The sequence below is a fragment of the Pseudomonas sp. 2hn genome, from assembly GCF_019646095.1.
Classification (GTDB): domain Bacteria; phylum Pseudomonadota; class Gammaproteobacteria; order Pseudomonadales; family Pseudomonadaceae; genus Aquipseudomonas; species Aquipseudomonas peradeniyensis.
In genome coordinates this window covers 2,261,089-2,283,418 of sequence record NZ_CP081016.1, presented here as the reverse complement: position 1 = coordinate 2,283,418, position 22,330 = coordinate 2,261,089, and the positions used below count along the sequence as shown (strand labels likewise).

The window sequence follows — 22,330 nt, the reverse complement described above, 5'->3', positions numbered from 1 at the left end:
TCAGCCCGTGCAGGAACCGCCATGATCCAGATCCGTCCCATGACCCCGGAAGACTTCGAGCGCTTCTGGCCGACCTTCCAGGCCATTGTCCAGGCCCGCCAGACCTACGCCTTCGACCCCGCCCTGGACCTCGACCAGGCACGCCGGCTGTGGCTGGAAACCCCGCTGCGCACACTGGTGGCCGAAGAGGACGGCGTGCTGCTCGGTTCCTACTTCCTCAAGGCCAATGCCGCCGGCCCCGGCGGACATGTCGGCAACTGCGGCTACATGGTCTGCGCGCACGCCCGTGGCCGGGGTGTAGCCAGGCTGATGTGCGAGCACTCGCAGAAGCTGGCGCGTCAGGAGGGCTTCCTGGCCCTGCAGTTCAATTCGGTGGTGGCCAGCAATGAGGTGGCCGTGGCGCTGTGGCACAAGCTCGGCTTCGAGACCGTCGGGCGCCTGCCCAAGGCGTATCGCCATGCCGAGCTGGGCCTGGTGGACTGCCTGGTGATGTACAAGTGGCTGGCCGACGAACCGGTGGTGGAAAAACCGGCGCTGCTGATCGGGCGCAAGAACATCGAGGCGCGGGTTTCGCGCCGACGCGGACGCTAGACAGCGTTGATGTCATCGCGGAACAGCCCGCTCCCACGCCATGCCCGTCCGTTTGGGTGAGTATGGCGTGAAAGAGGGTCTGTCCCGCGACGGATTCAACGCAGGCTCAACCGGTTAGAACGCCAACCCCAGCTTCACCCCAAACTCGTCGCGCTTGAGCTTGGTGTTGTCGGCCACCGGAGTGTCCTCGTCCAGCTTGTACTCGGTGTGGGTGTAGTACGCCCCCACCTGCACCGGCATGCCGCCCTGCTGGTTCATCAACAACGTGACCTCCGCATACGGATTGGTGCGGTCCTTCATGTCGACGCTGTCGCTGCCGAAATCATCGACTTTCAGCCGTGCGCGGCCATCAATGGTGTGGCGCGCCCCCACTTCCACGCGCAGGGTAGACGCGTCGAACTGGTGGTTGTAACCCAACGCGGCCTTGGCAAACGGCGACTTGTAGGTCAGCCGTGTATCGAGATCGTTGATCTCGGGCTCGAAGCGGGTCCAGCTGTAGCCGCCGCCCACCGTCAGGTCGACGAAGTTGCGCGCATCCAGCGCGGCGCGCCAGCCCAGGTCGAGATCGGCCTGGGCTTCCTTGAGCTTGTTGTCGTTCTTCTTGCCGTACTTGGCCTCGGCACCGATCTGGTAGATGAACCCGGATTCGGCGGTCATCTTGTTGCCGAACGTGGCGAACACACCGCCCTGCCCCATGTGTTCCTTGTCCGACTCGCTTCCTCCCTCGAACTTGAACTTGTCGTAGGAACCCAGCAAGCCGAGGCTGAACAGCGGGTCGGTGCTCGGTGCCGCCGTGGCGACCAGAGGGGCACCGAGCAGGGCAAGCAGGCAGGAGTGGCGCAGCAGGTTACGGGTAGACATTCGCAAAAGTCTCCATGACGTGAATGAAAGGCGAACGACCGGTTCGAGACAACGGGCTTGGCAAAAGTTCGAAAAATTTTGCCAAGCCGCTCTAAACCGCCATGTCCGTCACAGTTTCTCCACCCATTCGAACGATTGACTCCCTGCCCGTTCGATGGTCAGATGCGCGCCAGTTTCAGGTGTCCTGCGCCGCCGCGCGCAGGGTGAAACGGGAAGCCGGTGCGTCGTTGTCACGACAAGTCCGGCGCTGCCCCCGCAACGGTAAGCGAGCGAATCCTTCGACAGACCACTGTGCGCACGCATGGGAAGGTGAAGGCTTCACGCCCCTCGCAAGCCCGGAGACCGGCCTGAGGCTCTACTTGGCAACCCGCGGTGGGCGGGCGCAGGCCGGTATCCGCGTGCGCGCCTGCGTGCGCGCTTCACCGTTGCGTGTTTTCCACCGGGATCCATTTCTTCCTGCAGCAGTGGAACGACATGTCCCGATTCAACAAGCTTCACACCCTGGCGGCCTGCCTGGCCGTGTCCCTGCCGGCGCTGGCCGACGATCAGCAAGCGACGCCCGTCACCCTGCCCTCCACGGCCATCACCGATACCCGTGAGCCACAGGCCATCGACCTGGCCACGCCGACGCCGGCCGGTTCGCGCCTGAACCTCAGCGCCCTGGACACCCCGGCCAGCACCAGCAGCCTGACCGAGGCGCAGATCCAGCAGCGCAACAACCTCACCGTGCAGGACGCCGTGACCCGCTCGCCGGGCCTGACCTTCATCGGCACCCCGGGCGACGGCGGCACCGGCCTGTCGGCGCGGGGCTTCACCGGGCAGAACTCGGTGATGACCCTGTTCGACGGCTCGCGCCTGTATGCCGGCGCCGGCACCCTGACCTTTCCGGTCGACCCGTGGATGGTCGAGCGCATCGACGTGGTTCGCGGCCCCGCCTCGGTGCTGTACGGCGAAGGCGCCACCGGCGCGGTGGTCAACGTGGTGCCGAAGAAGCCGTTCGCCGGCGACATCCACAACCACCTGCGCCTGGGCTACGGCTCCTGGGACCGCCAGCAGCTGGGCCTGGACAGCGGCGGCAGCCTGAGCGAGCGCCTGAGCTACCGCGTGACCCTCAACCAGCAGGCCGGCAACGGCTGGGTCGACCGCACCGACTCGCGCAGCCTGGCCCTCAGCGCCGCCCTGCGCTTCGATGCCAGCGACGACCTGAGCTTCACCCTCGCCCACGAACGCGGCGACGCGCAACCGGCCAACTACTACGGCACCCCGCTGATCGACGGGCACCTGCGCAGCAGCGTGCGCCACAAGAACTACAACGTCGGCAACGACGAGCAGCGCTACCACGACGAGTGGACGCGCCTGACCAGCGACTGGACCCTCAGCGACAGCGTCAGCGCCAGCAACCAGCTGTACTACATCAAGAGCCGCCGCCAGTGGCGCAACGCCGAGTCCTACACCTGGGATGCCGCCAACGGGGTGATCCAGCGCGGCAACTTCTTCGAGATCCGCCATAACCAGGAGCAGCTCGGCGATCGCCAGAGCTTCACCTTCGACCATGGCCTGTTCGGCCTGGCCAGCAAGACCGTGGTCGGCGCCGAATACAACCGCATCCGCTTCAACGTCGACAGCAACTCGCCTTACCACGATGGCAGCAGCGACCCGCTCGACCCGTGGCATCCGGCGCCGGGCGGCTTCCACAGCCTCAGCCCGACCCACGCGCAGACGCTGTCCAAGGTCGATACCTTCGCCCTGTTCGCCGAGAACCGCACCCAGCTGACCGAGCGCCTGGCGCTGGTCACCGGTATCCGCCGCGACCAGAACCACATCGGCCGCGACGACCTGGTCAACAACGCCCGCAGCGACCGCAGCCTGCAAGGCGGCAACTGGCGCGCCGGGCTGGTGTTCGCCCTCAGCGACGACCTGTCGCTGTACGGGCAGTACTCCACCAGCGAGGATGGCGTCGGCGACCTGCTCACCCAGCGGCCGAACAAGCGCCTGGAGCTGACCGAAGCGAAACAGACCGAGATCGGCCTCAAGCAACGGTTCTGGGATGCACGTGGCGAGTGGACGCTGGCGGCCTATCACATCGTCAAGAAAAAGCTGCCGGTGTACAACCCGCTCACCCACGACAGCCAGCAGGCCGGCCAGCAGACTTCCGACGGCCTGGAAGCCAGCCTGGAACTGGCGCTGGGCAACCAGTGGCAACTCTCGGCCAACGCCGCGCTGGTGCGGGCCAAGTACGACGACTTCCTCGAGGAAGGCGACAACGGCACGGTCAACGACCGCGCCGGCAACCGCCCGCAGGACGTGCCACGGCGCACCGCCAACCTGTGGCTGGGCAAGGGCTTCGGCCAGACCGTGGATGCCGGCATCGGCCTGCGCTACGTCGACGAACGCTATTCCAGCGCCGCCAACGACCAGCGCGTGCCGGGCTACACGGTGGTCGATGCCAACCTGGGTTGGCAGGTGCTGCCCGACGTGCGCCTGGGCCTGCAGTTGAACAACCTGTTCGATCGCCAGTACGCCCAGTCCAGCTTCAGCGGCGAGCAATGGCTGCTGGGTGCGCCACGCTCGTACTTCGCCACGCTCGACTACAGCTTCTGAGGCCATTGCCGGCAGCGAGCATTTGCCAGCTGCCCGGCAACACCGCTTCAGGCTAGGATGACACCTCGCCCTCCAGGCCCAGCCACCGCCATGCCCAGACCGAGCAAAGTCACCGATCCGTCCTACGAGCTGATGGACGACCACGAAGGCGCCTCGCTGATCTACCGCCAGCACGGCTTCCCCAGCCCGCTGGTGCGCTGGCATTTCCACAAGGAATACGAGCTGCACCTGATCGTCGCCAGCGCCGGCAAGGTGTTCATCGGCGACTACATCGGCAACTTCGCCCCCGACACGCTGTTCCTCACCGGCCCCAACCTGCCGCACAACTGGATCAGCCAGGTCGGCCCCGAGGAGGTAGTGGGCAAGCGCGACATGCTGGTCAACTTCACCGACGAGGTGCTCGAGGACGGCGGCCAGGTGTTCTCCGAGCTCACCCAGCTTGCCCCGCTGCTGGCCCGGGCGCGTTATGGCATCGAGTTCCGCGATCCGGCGCTGATCCAGGAGAGCCGCCACCTGCTGCAGCGCATCGCCGACAGCCGCGGCATGACCCGCCTGGGATACTTTTTTATCCTCATGGAGCAGCTGGCCGCCTGTGACGACTACCAGCTGCTGTCCACCGTCACCTCCTCGCAGCTGGCCGACGAGCACAACGTCGAGCGCATCAACCGGGCGGTGGACTACATCTTCCAGCACTACGCCCAGGACCTGAGCCAGAACGAGGTGGCCGAGCACCTGGGGATGACGCCGACCTACTTCTCGCGGTTCTTCAAGCAGGCCGCCGGGCGTGGCTTCGTCGAGTTCGTCAACCGGCTGCGGGTGAGCAAGTCGTGCGAGCTGCTGGCCAAGGGCGAGCTGCCGGTGACCGAGGTGTGCTTCGAGTCGGGGTTCAGCAACCTGTCGAACTTCAACCGGCGCTTCTTGCAGCTCAAGGGCATGACCCCGTCCGACTACCGCAGCCTGGTGACCCAGCGGCTGACCGAGCAAAACCGGGGCTGAACGTCATACGCAACCTCCTGTAGGAGCGGCCTTGTGCCGCGAAAGGGCTGCGTAGCGGCCCCGGCGATTGATGCGTTAACGCCGAAACCCTGGGGCCGCTGCGCGCCCCTTTCGCGGCACAAGGCCGCTCCTACAGGGGGCGCGCATACAGCAAAAAAGTATCAGTCAAGGTGCAGGCGAGGCTTTGTCGGCGTCGTCACACAACGGTGTAATCGGCAGCGAGCGACACAAAAACAATAACGTCATCCCCGAGGGAGTTCACCGATGAACGACTCGATCAAGGCCTGCCTGGCCGCCGCCTGCCTCAGCCTGCCGCTGCACGTCCAGGCCGCCGAGACCCTGACCATCGCCACGGTCAACAACAACGACATGATCCGCATGCAGCGCCTGGCCAAGGTGTTCGAGCAGCAGCACCCGGACATCCAGCTCAAGTGGGTGGTGCTCGAAGAGAACGTGCTGCGCCAGCGCCTGACCACCGACATCGCCACCCAGGGCGGGCAGTTCGACGTGCTGACCATCGGCATGTACGAAGCCGCGCTGTGGGGCGCCAAGGGCTGGCTGGCACCGATGACCGACCTGCCCGCCGACTACAACCTCGACGACGTGTTCCCCTCGGTGCGCAACGGCCTGTCGGCCAACGGCACGCTGTACGCCCTGCCCTTCTACGCCGAAGCCTCGATCACCTATTACCGCAAGGACCTGTTCGAAAAAGCCGGGCTGAGCATGCCCGAGCAACCGACCTGGACCCAGCTCGGCGAGTTCGCCGCCAAGCTCAACCACCCCGACCAGGGCCAGTACGGCATCTGCCTGCGCGGCAAGGCCGGCTGGGGCGAGAATATGGCGCTGATCGGCACTGTGGCCAACGCCTTCGGCGCGCGCTGGTTCGATGAGCAATGGAAACCCGAATTCAGTGGCAGCGAGTGGAAGAACGCGCTGAATTTCTATGTGACCACCCTCAAGCAATACGGCCCGCCCGGCGCCTCCAGCAACGGCTTCAACGAAAACCTCGCGCTGTTCAACAGCGGCAAGTGCGCGATGTGGGTCGATGCCAGCGTCGCCGGCTCGTTCGTCACCGACAAGAGCCAGAGCAAGGTCGCCGACCAGGTCGGCTTCACCTTCGCCCCCAAGGAGGTCACCGACAAGGGCGCCACCTGGCTGTATTCCTGGGCGCTGGCGATCCCCACCAGCTCCAAGGCCAAGGAGGCCGCCAGGACCTTCGCCACCTGGGCCACCTCCGAGGCCTACGGCAAGCTGGTGGCCGAGCAGGAAGGCGTGGCCAACGTGCCACCGGGCACCCGTGCCTCGACCTACAGCGACGCGTACCTGGCCGCCGCGCCGTTCGCCAAGGTGACGCTGGAATCGCTCAAGCGCGTCGACCCCAACCACCCTACCCTCAAGCCCGTGCCCTACGTCGGCATCCAGCTGGTGACCATCCCCGAGTTCCAGGCCATCGGTACCCAGGTCGGCAAGCTATTTTCCGCTGCGCTCACCGGGCAGATGAAAGTGGACCAGGTCCTGGCCTCGGCCCAGCAGTCCACCGAACGCGAGATGAAGCGCGCCGGTTACCCCAAGTAGCCCATACCGCCGCCTACCGCGCCGAACCCCGGCGCGGTGACCGCCCCTTTCCGATGCACACGGAGTCGCCATGAACACATCGGCCCTCGACACCCCGAGCCTCGCCACCGCGCGCCCCGGCAAACGCCGCGTCGGCCCCGGCTGGTTCCTGGTCAGCCCTTCGGTGGCGCTGCTGCTGTTGTGGATGATCGTGCCCCTGGGCATGACCCTGTATTTCTCGCTGATCCGCTACAACCTGCTGTACCCCGGTGAAAACCAGTTCGTGGGCCTTGAGAACTTCAGCTTCTTCATCACCGACGCCGGCTTCATGCCCGGCGCCCTCAACACCCTGACCCTGGTCGGCAGCGTGCTGGCGATCAGCGTGGTGCTCGGCGTGCTGATCGCCGCGCTGCTGGAGGCCGGCGAATTCTGGGGCCGCGGCGTGGTGCGGGTGCTGCTGATCTCGCCGTTCTTCATCATGCCCACGGTCAGCGCGCTGCTGTGGAAGAACCTGATCTTCCACCCGGTGTCGGGGATTCTCGCCGCCGTGTGGCGCCTGTTCGGCGCGCAGCCGGTGGACTGGCTGGCGCACTACCCGCTGCTGTCGATCATCCTGATCGTGTCGTGGCAGTGGCTGCCGTTCGCCATCCTGATCCTGATGACCGCCATGCAGTCGCTGGACCAGGAGCAGAAGGAAGCCGCGCGCCTGGACGGTGCCGGCCCGCTGGCGATCTTCTGGCACCTGACCCTGCCGCACCTGGCCCGGCCAATCGCCGTGGTGGTGATGATCGAGACGATCTTTTTGCTGTCGGTGTTCGCCGAGATCTTCACCACCACCAGCGGCGGCCCGGGATACGAGTCCACCAACCTCGCCTACCTGATCTACAACCAGGCGCTGCTGCAGTTCGACGTCGGCATGGCCTCGGCCGGTGGCCTGATCGCCGTGCTGATCGCCAATATCGCCGCCATCGTGCTGGTCCGCATGATCGGCAAGAACCTCACCGCGCGCAGCTGAGGAGCCCGCCATGCTGACACTCAAGCAAACCCGCACCCTGAAGAACGCGCTGCTCGGCCTGCTGTGCTGGGCCATCGCCCTGGTGATCTTCTTCCCGATTTTCTGGATGCTGCTGACCAGCTTCAAGACCGAGCTGGACGCCTTCGCCACGCCGCCGCAGTTCATCTTCGCGCCGACGCTGGAGAACTACCTGCACATCAACGAGCGCAGCGACTACTTCGCCTACGCCTGGAACTCGGTGCTGATTTCGTTCTCGGCGACCCTGCTGTGCATGCTGATCGCGGTGCCGGCGGCCTACTCGATGGCCTTCTTCGAGACCCGCCACACCAAGCGCACGCTGTTGTGGATGCTATCGACCAAGATGCTGCCGCCGGTGGGCGTGTTGATGCCGATCTACCTGCTGGCCAAGCAGTTCGGCCTGCTGGATTCGCCCCTGGCGCTGATCATCGTCTACACCCTGATCAACCTGCCGATCGTGGTGTGGATGGTGTACACCTACTTCAAGGACATCCCCGTGGACATCCTCGAAGCCGCGCGGCTGGACGGCGCCGGCACCTGGCAGGAGATCGTCCGCGTGCTGCTGCCGATCGCCCGCGGCGGGCTGGCCTCGACCTTGCTGCTGTCGTTGATTTTGTGCTGGAACGAGGCGTTCTGGTCGCTGAACCTGACCTCGTCCGCCGCCGCGCCGTTGACTGCGTTGGTGGCGTCCTATTCGAGCCCTGAAGGGTTGTTCTGGGCCAAGCTCTCGGCCGTCTCGACCCTGGCCTGCGCGCCGATCCTGATCTTTGGCTGGATCAGCCAGAAGCAGCTGGTGCGCGGGCTTTCGTTTGGGGCCGTCAAATGATGCCGAGGCCCCTGATTTCGCGTTTGGCGTGGGAGCGGGCTTGCCCCGCGATCACCGGCTACGCCGGTGCCATCCACCGCGCCGCCTGCATCGCGGGGCAAGCCCGCTCCCACGCTACCCGCTCCCACGCCAGCCCCTTTCCACGCCCCCTTTCCACGCCTTGACGAGGACACCCCCCATGGCTGACCTGAAAATCCGCAACCTGCACAAAGGCTTCGATGGCCACGCCATCATCAAGGGCATCGACCTGGACGTGCGCGACCGCGAGTTCGTGGTGTTCGTCGGTCCCTCCGGCTGCGGCAAGTCCACCCTGCTGCGCCTGATCGCCGGCCTCGAGGAGGTCAGCAGCGGCAGCATCACCCTCGACGGCGCCGACATCACCGACACCGCCCCGGCCAAGCGCGACCTGGCCATGGTATTCCAGACTTACGCCCTGTACCCGCACATGACCGTGCGCAAGAACCTGTCGTTCGCTCTGGATCTGGCCGGCGTCGGCAAGCAGGAAGTCACCGCCAAGGTCGACAACGCCGCGCGCATCCTCGAGCTGCAACCGCTGCTCGAACGCAAGCCCCGCCAGCTCTCCGGCGGCCAGCGCCAGCGAGTGGCAATCGGCCGGGCGATCGTGCGCAATCCGAAGATCTTCCTGTTCGACGAGCCGCTGTCCAACCTCGACGCCGCCCTGCGCGTGCAGATGCGCCTGGAACTGGCGCGGCTGCACCAGGAGCTGGCCGCGACCATGATCTACGTGACCCATGACCAGGTCGAGGCGATGACCCTGGCTGACAAGGTGGTGGTGCTCAACGGCGGGCGCATCGAGCAGGTTGGCTCGCCGCTGGAGCTGTACCACCATCCGGCCAATCTGTTTGTCGCGGGGTTTCTGGGGACACCGAAGATGGGCTTTTTGCGTGGGCACCTGAGCCGTAACCAGGGCAGCCAGTGCGAGGTGGCGCTTGAGTGCGGCGCCCGTATCGCCCTGCCGTTGTGCGCGGGGGAGCTGCTTACCGGTAGCCAGGTGACGCTGGGGATTCGCCCTGAGCACCTGAACATCGACCGTGCCGGGCAAGGTACCCAAGGCTCGCTGCAGGTGACTGCCGATGTCAGCGAGCGACTGGGCAGCGACAGCTATTGCCATATGCGCGCCGCCTCCGGGGAAATGCTTACCGTGCGAGTGCGCGGGGACTTCGCACCAGCCTTTGGCGAGGCGCTGGAACTGACCTTCGATCCCGCCCACTGCCACCTGTTCGACAGCAACGGCCAGGCGATCGACAAGCGATTGCAGCAGGTGGCCTGAGGTGTTCACCGAGAGGGTTGTGGCGCCTATGAGATCGAGCGCCGCCCGCGCGGCGCATCGCGGCACAAGGCCGCTCCTACATCTGTTTCGGGCCAGTCAATCCTGTGCCATTGCCTGGTCCGCCTTGTTGGCCCGACGCGGTTTCAGCGTGGGCACCACTGCCGCCTCACCTGCCTCAAGACATGCACCAAGGCGGGCAACCATGGCCTGACAGGTTCGGTACGTTGCAACAAATGTAGGAGCGGCCTTGTGCCGCGATGCGCCGCGCGGGCGGCGCTCGATCTCAAGAACGCCACAAGGCTCCCGTCAAGCACCTCGCCGCCATCACGCGATCCAACATGACCTCGATAAGGAATGCCCCCAGCATGAAACTCAGCCACTCCAACCTCAACCACCTCCCCCCCACCGTAGCCCGCCCCAGCTACGACCCAACCCAGCTACGCCAGGGCATCGTCCACATCGGCGTCGGCGGCTTCCACCGCGCCCACCAGGCCGCCTACACCGACGCCTTGATGAACTGCGGCGAAGGCCTCGACTGGGCCATCTGCGGCATCGGCTTGCGCAGCGAAGACCGCGCCATGCGCGACGCCCTGGCCGGCCAGGACCATCTCTACACCCTGTTCGAACTGGGCGACCAGCCCGACACCAAGGTACGCGTGATCGCCGCCATCAACGGCATGCTGCTGGCCGAGGACGGCGCCGAACCGCTGTTGGCCAAACTGACCGAACCCGGCATCCGCATCGTCTCGCTGACCATCACCGAAGGCGGCTACTGCATCGACGACAGCACCGGCGAGTTCCGCGCCGACCTGCCGCAAATCCAGCACGACCTGGCCAACCCGCAATCCCCGCAAAGCGTGTTCGGCTACCTCTGCGAAGCCCTGCGCCGCCGCCGCGAAGTCGGCACCGGCCCGTTCACCGTGATGTCCTGCGACAACCTCCCGCACAACGGCGACGTCGCCCGCAAGGCCCTGCTGGCCTTCGCCCAGCGCCTCGACCCCGACCTGGCCGACTGGATCGCCAGCCACGTCAGCTTCCCCAACGCCATGGTCGACCGCATCACCCCGATGACCAGCTCCGCCCACCGCCAGCAACTGCGCGAGCGCCACGGCGTCGACGATGCCTGGCCGGTGGTGTGCGAGCCGTTCTTGCAATGGGTGGTGGAAGATAATTTCGTCGCCGGTCGCCCGGCCTGGGAAAAGGTCGGCGTGCAGTTCACCAACGACGTCACCCCCTATGAAGAAATGAAGATCAAGCTGCTCAACGGCAGCCACCTGGCCCTCACCTACCTGGGCTATTTGCAAGGCTACCGCTTCGTCCACGAAACCCTCGCCGACCCGCTGCTGCGCCGCTACATGCGCACCTTCATGGACCAGGACGTGACCCCGCAACTGGCCCCGGTGCCCGGCATCGATCTTGAGCGCTACAAGCAAAGCCTCGGCGAACGCTTCGCCAACCGCGCCATCGCCGACCAGCTGGAGCGCGTGTGCTCCGACGGCTCGTCGAAGTTCCCCAAGTTCATCGTGCCCACCGCCAACCGCCTGATCGCCGACGGCAAGCCGCTGGAGCGCGTGGCCCTGGTGGTGGCCGCCTGGGCCCTGTACCTGCGCGGCGAAGACGAGCACGGCAACCGCTACGGCATCCCCGACCCCCGCGCCGCCGATTGCCAGGCCCGGGTGGTGCAGCGCGACGGCCTGGCCGCCCGGGTGCTGGGCGACGAGGCGATCTTCGGCAGCGCCATCCCCGCGTCCAAGGCTTTCGTCAGCGCCTTCGAGCGCCTGTACGACAGCTTGCGTGAAGTCGGCGTGAGTGAAACCCTGCGCCAGGTCCTCGGCGACTAACACGGAGTGTTTCGAAATGGACGGATTGTTCCTCGGCATCGACTGCGGCACCCAGGGCACCAAGGCCCTGGTGCTGGACGCCGGCAGCGGCCAGGTGCTTGGCCTGGGCAGCGCCGCCCACGCGCCGCCCCAGGGCCGTGACGGCCGGCGCGAGCAGGATCCCGCCGACTGGCTGGATGCCTTGCGTGCGGCGGTGGCCGCTGCCTTGCGTGAAGCCGGTGTGGATGGCCACGCGATCCGCGCGCTGGCGGTATCCGGCCAGCAACACGGCCTGGTGATGCTCGACGCCCAGGGCCAGGTGCTGCGCCCGGCCAAGCTCTGGTGCGACACCGAGAGCGCGCCCGAGAACCAGGCACTGCTCGATGCCCTCGGTGGCGCCCAAGGCTCGCTCGAACGCCTCGGGCTGGTGATCGCGCCAGGCTATACCCTGTCCAAGTTGCTATGGACCAAGCGCCAACATCCCGAGCTGTTCGCCCGCCTCGCCCATATCCTGCAGCCCCACGACTACCTGAATTACTGGCTGACCGGTCGCGTCTGTACGGAGCCCGGCGACGCCTCCGGCACCGGTTACTACGATGTGCGCCGACGGACCTGGGCGCCCGATGTCCTTCAGCACATCGAGCCGGGCGAGCGTCTTTTGGCTGCGCTACCTGAGTTGGTCGAATCCGGCGATGGCATCGGCACCCTGCGCGAACAGACCGCCACTGCCCTCGGCCTGAGCCCGCAGACCTGGGTGACCACGGGCGGCGGCGACAACATGCTCGGCGCCATCGGCACCGGCAATATCGCCCCCGGCATGATCACCCTGAGCCTCGGCACCTCCGGCACCCTGGCCGCCCACGCCGACCAACCCCACGTCAGCGCCCAGGGCGAAGTGGCGACCTTCTGCGCTTCCAGCGGCGGCTGGTTGCCCTTGATCTGCACCATGAACCTCACCAGCGCCTGCGCCCTGGTGCGCGACCTGCTGGCGCTCGACCTCGAGCGTTTCACTGCCCTCGCCGCCCAAGCCCCGATCGGCGCCGACGGCCTGCTGATGCTGCCCTTCTTCGACGGCGAGCGCGTGCCCGCGCTGCCCGAAGCCACGGCCAGCCTGCACGGCATGACCAGCGCCAACCTGACCCGCGCCAACCTCTGCCGCGCCGTGCTCGAAGGCACCTGCTTCAGCCTGCGTTACGGCCTCGACCTGCTACGTACCAGCGGCCTCCAAGGCAGCGAAATCCGCCTGGTCGGCGGCGCGGCAAAAAGCCCGCTGTGGCGCCAGACACTGGCCGACCTGCTCGGCCTGCCAGTGGTATGCCCCCAACAGACCGAAGCCGCCGCCCTGGGCGCCGCGATCCAGGCCGCCTGGAGCCTCGGTCGCCAGCTGGGCCAGGGCGACAGCCTCGAAACCCTGTGCAAACGCTGCGTCGCCCTCGACGAAAGCACCCGAACCCTGCCCCGTCCGGCGCAACAGGCCGAGTACGAGGTCGCCTATCAACGCTACCGGGAGCAACTGCCTGCGCGCTGAGTGCGGGTATCCTTCCCTAATCTTTCGTTCTGGAGAACTGCATGTACCTGGTGTGTGGCGAGGCCCTGTTCGATGTCTTCAGCGTGGAAAACAGCAACCGCAGCAGCGAGCTGGGGTTTACCGCGATTGCCGGCGGATCGCCGTTCAACGTGGCCGTCGGCCTGCGCCGGCTGGGCGTGGAATCAGCGTTGTTCGGCGGGTTGTCCAGCGACTACCTCGGTGCCCGGCTGCGCCGGGTGCTGGAAGAGGAACGGGTGGACTGCCGCTATGTGGTAACCAGCGGTGCACCGACCACCTTGGCCATGGTCGGGCTGGATGCCAATGGCTCGGCGCAGTATCAGTTTCGCGGTGAAGGCTGTGCGGATCGGCAGGTGACGCTGGCGCATCTGCCGGAGTTGGATGAGCATGTGCGGGGGATCCATGTGGGCTCGTACACCCTGGTGGTGCAGCCCGTGGCCGATACGCTGATGACACTGGTGGAGCACGAGCGGGACCGGCGGCTGATCAGCCTTGATCCGAATGTGCGGCTTAATCCGCAGCCGGATGTGGCGCTGTGGCGGCGGCGGGTGGAAGCGTTTGCCGGGCATGCGCATGTGATCAAGGCCAGTGAGGAAGATATCGCCCTGCTCTATCCAGGCCGGGAGACGCGTGATGTGGCGCGAGGCTGGCTGAACGATCGCTGCCGACTCGTTTTCATCACCCATGGAGCAGACGGAGCCAGCGTGCATTGCGCACATGGTTCATGGCAGCGCCCGGCGGATACGTCGTTGCCGGTAAGCGACACCGTCGGCGCCGGTGACACCTTCCAAGCCGCCGTGCTCGCCTACCTCGCACGCCTAGGTGCAGACAGCCCGGCCGGTGTGGCGAAGCTCCCTCATGAAACCATCGATGCAATCCTCGCCTACGCAATCCATGCCGCAGCGATCACCTGCTCACGAACAGGCCCGAACCTGCCCTTCGAGCATGAGCTGCCACCTATAGCCTAACCCAACCCAAACGCCGCCCCCTGTAGGAGCGGCCTTGCGCCGCGAAAGGACCGCAAAGCGGTCCCGGCGATTTCAGCCCAAACCACCATCACGACCTCAACTACTCCAACCACTCAAGCACTGCCCCTAGAAGGCATTGCCCCACAATGCAGAAGCACCCCAACCAACGCCGCCCACCCGACAATGATGTTTTCCCTGACAAACTCCGGCTGATACCCAAAAAACAAAAACCGGTCAAACTCCAGGACTCTCATGTAATAGGTAATAAAGAAAAGATTATAAATCAGACAAATACAAAACAACCCATAGCCGAGACGCGGTCCTGAACACTTGGCGCGCAAGACAAATGCCGAGCACACGCCAAGCACCACGCACACGACAAACAGCCAAGCCATTATCTATCCCTCAACTCGACGATAACCTGCTCTCCTGTCAGCATATCGATTCCCACCTCGAAGACTATCGAATGAGCACTCATGGTTTTTATTGCGCGGGCTTTGTCGGCCTCTATGTAACGGAACAACCGCCAGGTGCCCGGCCTCAACACCAAACGGCCCAGACTATACGCCGACAGTCCCAGATCCAGGACGCCGTAGGCCACGTTACCGTGGGCATTCACCCCGCCTGCTGCTACCGCCAGATCCTGATAAACCCTGCGCACAGGCCCAACTGTACCGCCACGTCCGTTTACAATGTTAAGACCGTTTTCATAGATATTGTTCGCGCCGTGCAAGATCAATGGCAAACCTCCAATCATGCAACCAGCGCCCAGTGACAGCTCGCAGACAGCCACGCCTGTACTAATTTGCAAAACACCTGCGGTCACCCCCGCAACCAGCCTTGAGTACTCCCAGACCTGCGCGAGCAGTTCGCGATACGCTTGTTCAAGGGCATCGCGCCCCTCCTCCGCCGAGAGGTTACCCGTACGCACCTCATCGACAACCGCTTGCCCAAGGTAGGCAATTTCCTGGGTGAACTGAGCTCTGAGAACGCCATCGTCCAAATGCCGCGCACCTACTTCGCAGGCATACTGGGTCAGGCGAGCCGCCAGGCTGCTTAGCTCCCAAAGGTCATGGTCCATGCTAGAGCTGCGATCGTCGTCCCTCATCGACTTTCGCCCCACTTTGCATGACCGCTGGTGTTGGCAATCAGATGATGCCACTCGATTGATCCATAGCGAATAGCGAGATATTCCTGAGGTTCCTGTGCATTGAGCAAAACCGAGTGAGGCACTTCCAGGCGCTGATCCACAACAATCGCGTCTGACAGCTCAACCTTGAAATAACACTCTTGCTTACCCGCAGCGTTGATACGGTACAAATTGAGGCGACACTCCATTGTTTCCCGGCTGGCCAATGCCTCCGCCAACAACGGTGTCGCTTTGTCTATGTATTTGGTTATCAGAATTGGGCGATGCGTCGCGCGCTCGGTATTGCCCATATTGGAAAAATTATGGCTAAACGAAAGCACCATGATTTCGTCCACATGAGCGATTTGGCATCGACCGCCAATTGAGTCGGTTGTTGAGCAACCTGCGGAGATCAGGCCTTGACGCCGCCCTTTAATAGACATGTAACCGTGATGAGCCATTTCGCCAACTCCCTGTAGGTGAAGGCTCGAAGGCTATGAATTTAGAACCTACCTGTATGTAGGACCCTTCTGAAACACATGTACCGAATATTTTAAAAATATTTCCAATGTAACGCCTTGATCAAAATAATTCGCCCGCATTGTTATCTCTAACCAGCCAAGATATACGCCGCCCCCCTCTGTAGGAGCGGCCTTGCGCCGCGAAAGGACCGCAAAGCGGTCCCGGCGATTTCAGCCCCAAAAGCGTGCGGCCAAGTCACCGTCCAAACGCCCGCATTGAAGCGATGCCTGGTGCTATCCTCTTTCACCGGATTTTTCGCATTCCGAATCAAGTACTGCACCAGGTAGATACAGAGCCAAGTTGCTGCCAAGGCCGACCTCAGCGCGGGCATCACCAGGCGACTTGACCCAGGGCACCCGTGCCACAATCGCATCAAAGAGATCCAGGATGTCCCTTAGCACCCTCTCCCCCCATTCGCTGCCTGATCATTGCAAGGCTGTTCTCTATGCGCTGGTAACCTCGGTTCCTGGCAAAGGTAAGACCTCGCTGCTCAAACTGCTGCGGGCCATGGAGATCAGTGACGATGACGGCAAGCTGCTTGACGCGCAGACCCTGCCCGCCTTGCTGGAGTGGCTACAAAGCCAGGGCTGGATCGAAGTCGAGCAACGCAACGAAGGGCAATATTTCTGCGTGTCGGCACAGTGTCGTAACAGCGTGCTCCTCAGCCTGCTGGGCACAGCCGAGGGGAACCTGTGCTTGAATCAGATCAACGCCAGGTTGCCTGCACTTGGGCAATGGCAAATGCCTGGCAGACCCCGAGTACTGCAAGAACTCTGGCTACACCTGCTGAGCGGCGACAGTCAGCGACTGCCGGACTCGCTGTACCTGTCGTACAGGGTGCTCCCCGTGAGCGAGTGGCATGCCCAGCACCCTATGCGCCTGCTGCAACGCGATCCGGCCGGGCGGGAAGTGATCGGCAAACTGCACGAGACGGTACGTGGGCTGCTGATCGAGGATCACCTGCGCCTGAACAACGACCTGCTGGGGCCGGCAGACGAGAGCTATGCATTGGCCAAGCAGGAGATGGCACTCAAGCCGTCCCTCGCATTGCGCCTGCAACTGGTTCAACAGGCGCTTTGGCGTGGCGATTGGGGGGCGCTGCAACACTATGGCGAGCAAGAGCTGCCGCTGACAACACAGTGCCTGCAGTCGCTGCTGCGCGGCCAGCCTAACGAAACCCTGCGCTTGCTGCGGGCCTGGCTCACCGATCAGCGCAAACAGACCAAGAAGCGCAAAATCGACCTGCCACCGTTGCTCAATGCACTGTACTGCCTGGCGCTGATCGCTGAAAACGACAGCCAGCACTATGCTGCGCTCAAACAGGCACTGGTTCTGGGCACAAAGGAAAACTACGGCAGTGCTTATCCGGCGCTCTATCAGGTGTTCGAGCGCTTGCAAGGCAACACGCCGGACTTGTCCTACCTGCGTTCAACCACGCTCAACGGCCTGGATGGGCTGATGCTCTCCCTGGCACTGTACTGGCTGGATGCCCCGCTCGCGCGTGGGCCCGATTGGCGCGCAAAGCTGGAAGGTTACCGAGGCGAACTCGATCAACAGGGTTACAACTGGCTGGCGGCAGAATTCGACGCCCTGATCGCCATGCAATTCGGCGTGCCCCGGCAGCTTCACGACCTGCATCACGATGCAGGTCTCAAACCACTGACTGCGCTGCTTCAGCGCCAGGAAGCCTGGCAGCATGCCCTTAGCGCACTGAGTCAGCTGAAACCGGCCAATGCACCGGTCGCCGCGGCTGGCAAGAAGAGCACCCGCCTGGCGTGGTTATTAAGTCTTCATCGCTATGGCAACCAGCTTGAGCCACGCGAGCAGAAACTGGGGGCCAAGGGACAATGGAGCAAGGGCCGCCCCGTGGCACTCAAACGCCTGATGGACGAGGGCGACAGCCTGGACTTTCTCTGCGAGCAAGACCGCCAGGTGATCAGCGCGATTCAAGTCAGCCAGTCCTACTACCACACCGAGTACGAATTGCCGCTTGGCACGGCCCTGCCCAGGTTGGTCGGTCATCCGGCGTTGTTCTGGCAAGATGCCCCTGACACACGCATCGATCTCCAGGCAGGCGAAGCCAGCCTGCACCTTCAGGCCGAGGACGGACAGATCCATCTGCGTCTCGAGCCTCCGGGCGTCGTCACCGCCGAGACCTTCTACATTGATCAGCAGACACCGACCCGCTTGCAGCTCTATCCGGTCAACAGCGATCTGCGCCAGATCGCCAGGATCATCGGCGACGGCCTGCGCGTACCGCAATCGGGCAAGGCGCAACTGATCGAAGCCATCAGTGCCATCGCACCGCTGCTACCCATCCATTCGGACCTGCCCGAGCTCTCGGTGAACCTTGAACAGGAACCTGCCGATACGCGCCTGTACGCGCATTTGCTGCCACTTGCCGAAGGTTTGCGCTTACAACTGCTGGTGCGCCCTTTGGCCGAGAGCAGCTGGTTTCGCCCGGGCCAGGGCGCGCAGAACCTGCTTGGCGAGCGCGACGGCAAACCCTTGCAGGTCTGCCGCGACCTGGCAGGCGAACGCCAGACACTGCAACAGGTACTGCATGCCTGCCCCGGCCTGGCCAACGCCAATAGCGATGGCCAGGAATGGCAGCTGGACCAGCCTCAGGATGCCTTGCAGGTACTCGGCGAACTGCATGCATTGGACGGCAGCTTGCTGCACTGCGTCTGGCCAGAGGGCGAGCGCCTGCGCATAAAGGGCCGCGTGAACCTCGACGCGCTCAAGCTCGGCCTGCGCAAACAGGGTGACTGGTTCATCCTGCAAGGGGAGGTCGCACTCGATGACGGCAAAGTGCTGCAACTGCGCCAGCTTCTGGAACTGCTCAAGGCCAGCCCCGGACGCTTCCTCAAGCTCGACGAGCGTGACTGGCTGGCGCTTGACAAGCGCTTGCGCAAACACCTGGAGGAACTGGCGTATCTGGCTGATCGGGTCACGGACCAGGGCCTTCGCCTCAGCCCGCTGACGACCCCGTTGCTGGCCGGGCTGGCCGCCGAGGTGAGCGAGTTCAAGGCCGATAAAAGCTGGCAGGCGCACCTCGAAAAACTGCAGTCGATGCGCGACCACCAACCTCAGCTCCCTCGCACCCTGCAGGCCGACCTGCGCGCCTATCAGCATGAGGGTTTCACCTGGTTGGCACGCCTGGCTCAATGGGGTGTCGGCGCATGCCTGGCCGACGACATGGGCCTGGGCAAGACGGTACAGCTTCTGGCCGTTCTGCTGCAGCGGGCCGCCGGTGGCCCGCAACTGGTCGTGGCACCGACGTCGGTAACCCTCAACTGGCAGGCTGAGAGCCGGCGTTTCGCGCCACAACTGAAACTGCATCTGTATCAGCAAGCGCGCAGCCTGGCAGATCTCGGCCCCGGCGACCTGGTGATCACCAGCTACGGGTTGCTGCAGCAGGACAGCGCAGCCTTCGCCGCCTGCCACTGGCACAGCGTCGTGCTGGACGAGGCCCAGGCCATCAAGAATGCCCAGACCAAACGCTCTCAAGCGGTAATGGCCTTGCAGGCCGATTTCCGCGTGGTCGCCACTGGCACCCCGCTGGAAAACCACTTGGGCGAGTTGTGGAACCTGTTCCGATTCATCAACCCAGGGCTGCTCGGCAGCCAGGAACACTTCAACAGCCGCTTCGCTACCCCCATCGAGCAGGGCGATGCAGCAGCCCGACGGGCTCTGAAAGCGCTTATCCAGCCCTTTATCCTGCGCCGCCTGAAAAGCCAGGTGCTCGACGAATTACCCGCGCGCACAGAGATCACCTACAAAGTACCGCTGTCCGATGAAGAGGCTCACCTCTATGAGGCCCTTCGCCAGCAAGCGGTGAGCAATGTCTCTGATCTGGCGCCCGGAGCAGGTAGATCATTCCAGATACTGACGGAGATCACCCGCCTGCGCCGGTTCTGCTGCCACCCAGCCCTGGTAACTCCGGGCTCGACCCTGCCTGGCAGCAAGTTCCAGGCTGTCACCGCGATCGTCGAAGAGCTTTTGGACAATGGCCACAAGGCCTTGATCTTCAGCCAGTACGTCGATCACCTGAGTATCGTCCGTGCCTGGTTCGATGAAAAACGCATCGCCTACCAGTACCTCGATGGCAGCGTGCCCGCCAAGGAACGGGAAAGCCGAATCAATGCCTTCCAGGCTGGCGCGGGTGAAGTCTTCCTCATCAGCCTGAAAGCTGGCGGCAGCGGCCTTAACCTTACCGCCGCCGACTATGTGATCCACCTCGACCCCTGGTGGAACCCGGCGGTGGAGGATCAGGCCAGTGACCGTGCCTATCGCATCGGCCAGCAGCGTCCGGTGACGATTTACCGGCTGGTAGCCGAGAACACCATCGAGGAGCAGATCGTCGCCCTGCATGCTCGCAAACGAGACCTGGCCGACAGCCTGCTGGAGGGTGGGGAAGTGAGTGCCAAGCTGGATGCTGATGCACTGTTGGCGGTGCTTGCGGGTTCGCTGCAATGATTGGTTGGGCGTAGGGCTAGCGTGGCCAGTACTCAGGGTTGTTGGGAAGGCAAGGCACGCCGCAGGCCTCACCCGGCAACCCAAAGCGGTATCACCTTTTGCCCAGCAATTCAGACTCGCAAAGCTGCTCGATCATCGCCGCGTTATTCGTCACACGCCCGATAAAGCTTGGCCACGTGCCTGGAACGGACATGGACGTCGAGGATCATGGTCAAGCAACCCCAGACCGTTGTTCCTCAAGGATGTCCTCGACCGTACGTGCGTGACCAGCCTTCACCAGCTTCAGGTCATAGCCTGCGGCTTCCAGGAGACGGACAAGCGCCAAGACACTCATGTCCCCCTTGGCCAGGGTCTCCATCCTCGCCACTGTGGAACGGGAAACACCCGCGCGGCTGGCCAATGCATCTTGGCTTAGCTTTGCTTCACTTCGGACCGTTTTAAGCATTTCAGCGACATCATAGAGAGAGGACATTTGTAGCTCTCGGGCATCAAAAAGAAGGGTTTCTCTGAATTATGTAGCCCTTGGGCCACACAGCGACAACCTCTCACCCAGATAGCTTTGTGTCAGATAGGCTACAAAATTTGTAGAAAACCTCACTTTAGTAGCTCAGGAGCCACAGTATTAGGGAGACGCTCGAGATTAGCTTGCGCCCGGGCCCGAAGATGAGCCGTCCGACTCAGCAACGATGCCGGGATGGGCTGGATACGTTCCGGGTGCTCGGTAATGTCAGCGTGCACAAGCTCGAGAAAGGCATTTTTAGCCTCCTGCGCTTCGTGCTCGGCTAGAAGAGCCACTTTCACCCTTGATTTGGACATGGTTTGCTCCTTAATCCGGCCCCTGCGACAACTGCCGCCTGTGCGGTCTGCCCAAGGGAATGTACAGCAGAATCACTTGAGGGAAATGAGGCACAAGCCCACCGTTACATGTTTCAGAACGAGACTACATACCCATTGCCGATCGATCGGCACAGGCGCTTGCTCTAAACCGCACCTGAACGCCGCCGGCCTTTAGCCATTAGCACAACCGCCCTAATCGACCCTACTCACCCAGCGCTCGTATAGTCCCTTCTGGATTACAAAAACCAGGAAAGGACTCCATGGGTCACAAACTTCCACCCCTCTGCCAATGGCTGGCCATCCTGGCCCTCACCTGCAGCACCCCGGCCCTGGCCGCACCCGCCTCGGGCGACTACTGGATCATCTACGGCAAAGGCGAACGCCTGCACAACGAGGTCTACGTCGCCGATGCCGCCGGCATCCTGCAAAAGCCCGGTGGCGTGCAATCGGCCCAGGTCATGCAGCTGTTCGAAGACCCGGCCTTCCCGACCCTCGCCGCCTACGAGGTGCAGGTCAAATGCAAACAGCGCCAGATCCGCCTGGACAGCGCCCGGGCGATACGTCGCTTCGACGGCGCCGTGCGCGATGTGAAAACCAACGCCAAAGACTGGGCCGCACCAAAGGACTACTGGCTGCAGCGCACCTTCGCCTTCGTCTGCGCCCCCGACAACCGCGCACGCAACCAGATGCTGTCGATCGGCAAGATGCCAGCGGCGCAAATGGTCGCCACCATCCAGGCCATGTTCATCCAGTTGATCGGCGTCCAGGCCAACAGCCAGGCGGTGCAGGAGCTGGACGACATGCTGGCGAACACCCCACGATGAGCACGCGCCCACTGCTGGTCCTCGGCCTGTTGCTCCCTGTGCTGGCCGGTTGCATCCCGACCCTGCCGGAGCTGATGGCGGGCAACCAATGGCAAGGGCGCGACGCCAAGCAAGCCATCGACTTCTTCGGCCCGCCCATGCGCATGGAGCCGTTGCCCAACGGCACTGGGGTGCAGTTGGGCTGGTACCGCGATACCACCTACGTGCAAAAGGAGGTGGTCGGCAGCACCGCCGAGATGCAAGGCAACGTGATGGTCCATACCAATTACTGGGACGACGTGGCCCATCCTGGCGGCTGTACGATCCTGATGTCGGTGAACAAGGCGCGGCAGATCAACGACTTCTCCACCAAGGGGCGCTGTAACGGCGTGAATCTGGCGCCATAACGGCTATCCGAAACGCGGGAGCAGGCCTGTGGGACCGGGTTCGAGGAATCGGGCTCGCAGGCGCGG

The 22,330-nt window shown here is 63.7% G+C and carries 18 protein-coding genes and 1 riboswitch; of the genes, 13 read left to right on the top strand and 5 right to left on the bottom strand.

Annotated features, from left to right (window positions below; all coding sequences use genetic code 11):
• Positions 1-21 precede the first annotated feature (21 nt).
• A complete protein-coding gene (locus K2O50_RS10445; protein WP_050706169.1) occupies positions 22-591 on the top strand; it encodes a GNAT family N-acetyltransferase in 570 nt (189 codons plus the stop codon).
• 114 nt (positions 592-705) lie between these two features.
• Here the strand turns inward: K2O50_RS10445 and K2O50_RS10440 are convergent, their stop codons facing one another.
• Positions 706-1,452 (bottom strand): outer membrane beta-barrel protein, encoded by a 747-nt coding sequence (locus K2O50_RS10440; RefSeq protein WP_050706170.1) that lies wholly within the window; start codon positions 1,450-1,452, stop codon positions 706-708.
• A gap of 160 nt (positions 1,453-1,612) precedes the next feature.
• Positions 1,613-1,818, top strand: a riboswitch (cobalamin riboswitch).
• Between the two features lie 108 nt (positions 1,819-1,926).
• Between K2O50_RS10440 and K2O50_RS10435 the strand changes: the two genes are divergently transcribed.
• From K2O50_RS10435 to K2O50_RS10395, 9 genes are all read left to right on the top strand, one after another.
• The gene (locus K2O50_RS10435; protein ID WP_050706171.1) at positions 1,927-4,053 is read left to right on the top strand and encodes a TonB-dependent siderophore receptor; all 2,127 of its coding nucleotides are present in this window, start codon (positions 1,927-1,929) and stop codon (positions 4,051-4,053) included.
• Between the two features lie 90 nt (positions 4,054-4,143).
• The gene (locus K2O50_RS10430; RefSeq protein ID WP_050706172.1) at positions 4,144-5,049 is read left to right on the top strand and encodes an AraC family transcriptional regulator; all 906 of its coding nucleotides are present in this window, start codon (positions 4,144-4,146) and stop codon (positions 5,047-5,049) included.
• Positions 5,050-5,313: 264 nt separating this feature from the next.
• Positions 5,314-6,624, top strand: coding sequence for a sugar ABC transporter substrate-binding protein (locus K2O50_RS10425; RefSeq protein WP_050706173.1), 1,311 nt, complete (start codon positions 5,314-5,316; stop codon positions 6,622-6,624).
• 70 nt (positions 6,625-6,694) lie between these two features.
• Positions 6,695-7,618: a carbohydrate ABC transporter permease gene (locus K2O50_RS10420; RefSeq protein WP_050706174.1), complete on the top strand. Its 924-nt coding sequence runs from the start codon at positions 6,695-6,697 to the stop codon at positions 7,616-7,618.
• Positions 7,619-7,628: 10 nt separating this feature from the next.
• Positions 7,629-8,462: a carbohydrate ABC transporter permease gene (locus K2O50_RS10415; protein WP_050706175.1), complete on the top strand. Its 834-nt coding sequence runs from the start codon at positions 7,629-7,631 to the stop codon at positions 8,460-8,462.
• 178 nt (positions 8,463-8,640) lie between these two features.
• Positions 8,641-9,753, top strand: a complete 1,113-nt coding sequence (locus K2O50_RS10410) for an ABC transporter ATP-binding protein (protein WP_050706176.1) — start codon at positions 8,641-8,643, stop codon at positions 9,751-9,753.
• A 365-nt stretch (positions 9,754-10,118) separates the two neighbouring features.
• Entirely contained in the window at positions 10,119-11,594 is a 1,476-nt protein-coding gene (locus K2O50_RS10405; RefSeq protein WP_050706177.1) for a mannitol dehydrogenase family protein, read from the top strand.
• Positions 11,595-11,610: 16 nt separating this feature from the next.
• Positions 11,611-13,101 carry a xylulokinase gene (xylB, locus tag K2O50_RS10400; protein WP_052895965.1) on the top strand — a complete coding sequence of 497 codons (1,491 nt, stop codon included), beginning with the start codon at positions 11,611-11,613 and terminating at the stop codon, positions 13,099-13,101.
• 41 nt (positions 13,102-13,142) lie between these two features.
• Positions 13,143-14,087, top strand: a complete 945-nt coding sequence (locus K2O50_RS10395) for a carbohydrate kinase (protein ID WP_050706178.1) — start codon at positions 13,143-13,145, stop codon at positions 14,085-14,087.
• Between the two features lie 113 nt (positions 14,088-14,200).
• Here K2O50_RS10395 and K2O50_RS10390 read toward each other — a convergent pair whose 3' ends face one another.
• The 3 genes from K2O50_RS10390 to K2O50_RS10380 are packed head-to-tail and all read right to left on the bottom strand — an operon-like array spanning position 14,201 to position 15,677.
• On the bottom strand, positions 14,201-14,482 hold the full coding sequence (locus K2O50_RS10390) for a hypothetical protein (protein ID WP_050706179.1): 282 nt from the start codon (positions 14,480-14,482) through the stop codon (positions 14,201-14,203).
• Positions 14,482-15,168 (bottom strand): DUF4225 domain-containing protein, encoded by a 687-nt coding sequence (locus K2O50_RS10385; RefSeq protein ID WP_162232970.1) that lies wholly within the window; start codon positions 15,166-15,168, stop codon positions 14,482-14,484. The genes K2O50_RS10390 and K2O50_RS10385 overlap by 1 nt, the downstream gene beginning before the upstream one ends.
• Positions 15,169-15,191: 23 nt before the next feature.
• On the bottom strand, positions 15,192-15,677 hold the full coding sequence (locus tag K2O50_RS10380) for an Hcp family type VI secretion system effector (RefSeq protein ID WP_050706181.1): 486 nt from the start codon (positions 15,675-15,677) through the stop codon (positions 15,192-15,194).
• 403 nt (positions 15,678-16,080) lie between these two features.
• On the opposite strand from K2O50_RS10380, the gene K2O50_RS10375 reads away from it, so the two are divergent.
• Positions 16,081-20,217, top strand: a complete 4,137-nt coding sequence (locus K2O50_RS10375; protein WP_259470171.1) for a DEAD/DEAH box helicase — start codon at positions 16,081-16,083, stop codon at positions 20,215-20,217.
• Between the two features lie 211 nt (positions 20,218-20,428).
• Here K2O50_RS10375 and K2O50_RS10370 read toward each other — a convergent pair whose 3' ends face one another.
• Positions 20,429-20,689 carry a helix-turn-helix transcriptional regulator gene (locus tag K2O50_RS10370; RefSeq protein ID WP_050706183.1) on the bottom strand — a complete coding sequence of 87 codons (261 nt, stop codon included), beginning with the start codon at positions 20,687-20,689 and terminating at the stop codon, positions 20,429-20,431.
• Positions 20,690-21,314: 625 nt separating this feature from the next.
• Between K2O50_RS10370 and K2O50_RS10365 the strand changes: the two genes are divergently transcribed.
• Together K2O50_RS10365 and K2O50_RS10360 are read left to right on the top strand one after the other, a co-directional pair.
• Positions 21,315-21,878 (top strand): hypothetical protein, encoded by a 564-nt coding sequence (locus K2O50_RS10365; protein ID WP_050706185.1) that lies wholly within the window; start codon positions 21,315-21,317, stop codon positions 21,876-21,878.
• Complete coding sequence (locus K2O50_RS10360; protein WP_036986459.1) at positions 21,875-22,264, top strand: hypothetical protein; 390 nt, start codon at positions 21,875-21,877, stop codon at positions 22,262-22,264. Before K2O50_RS10365 ends, K2O50_RS10360 begins: the two co-directional genes overlap by 4 nt.
• Positions 22,265-22,330: the final 66 nt, after the last annotated feature.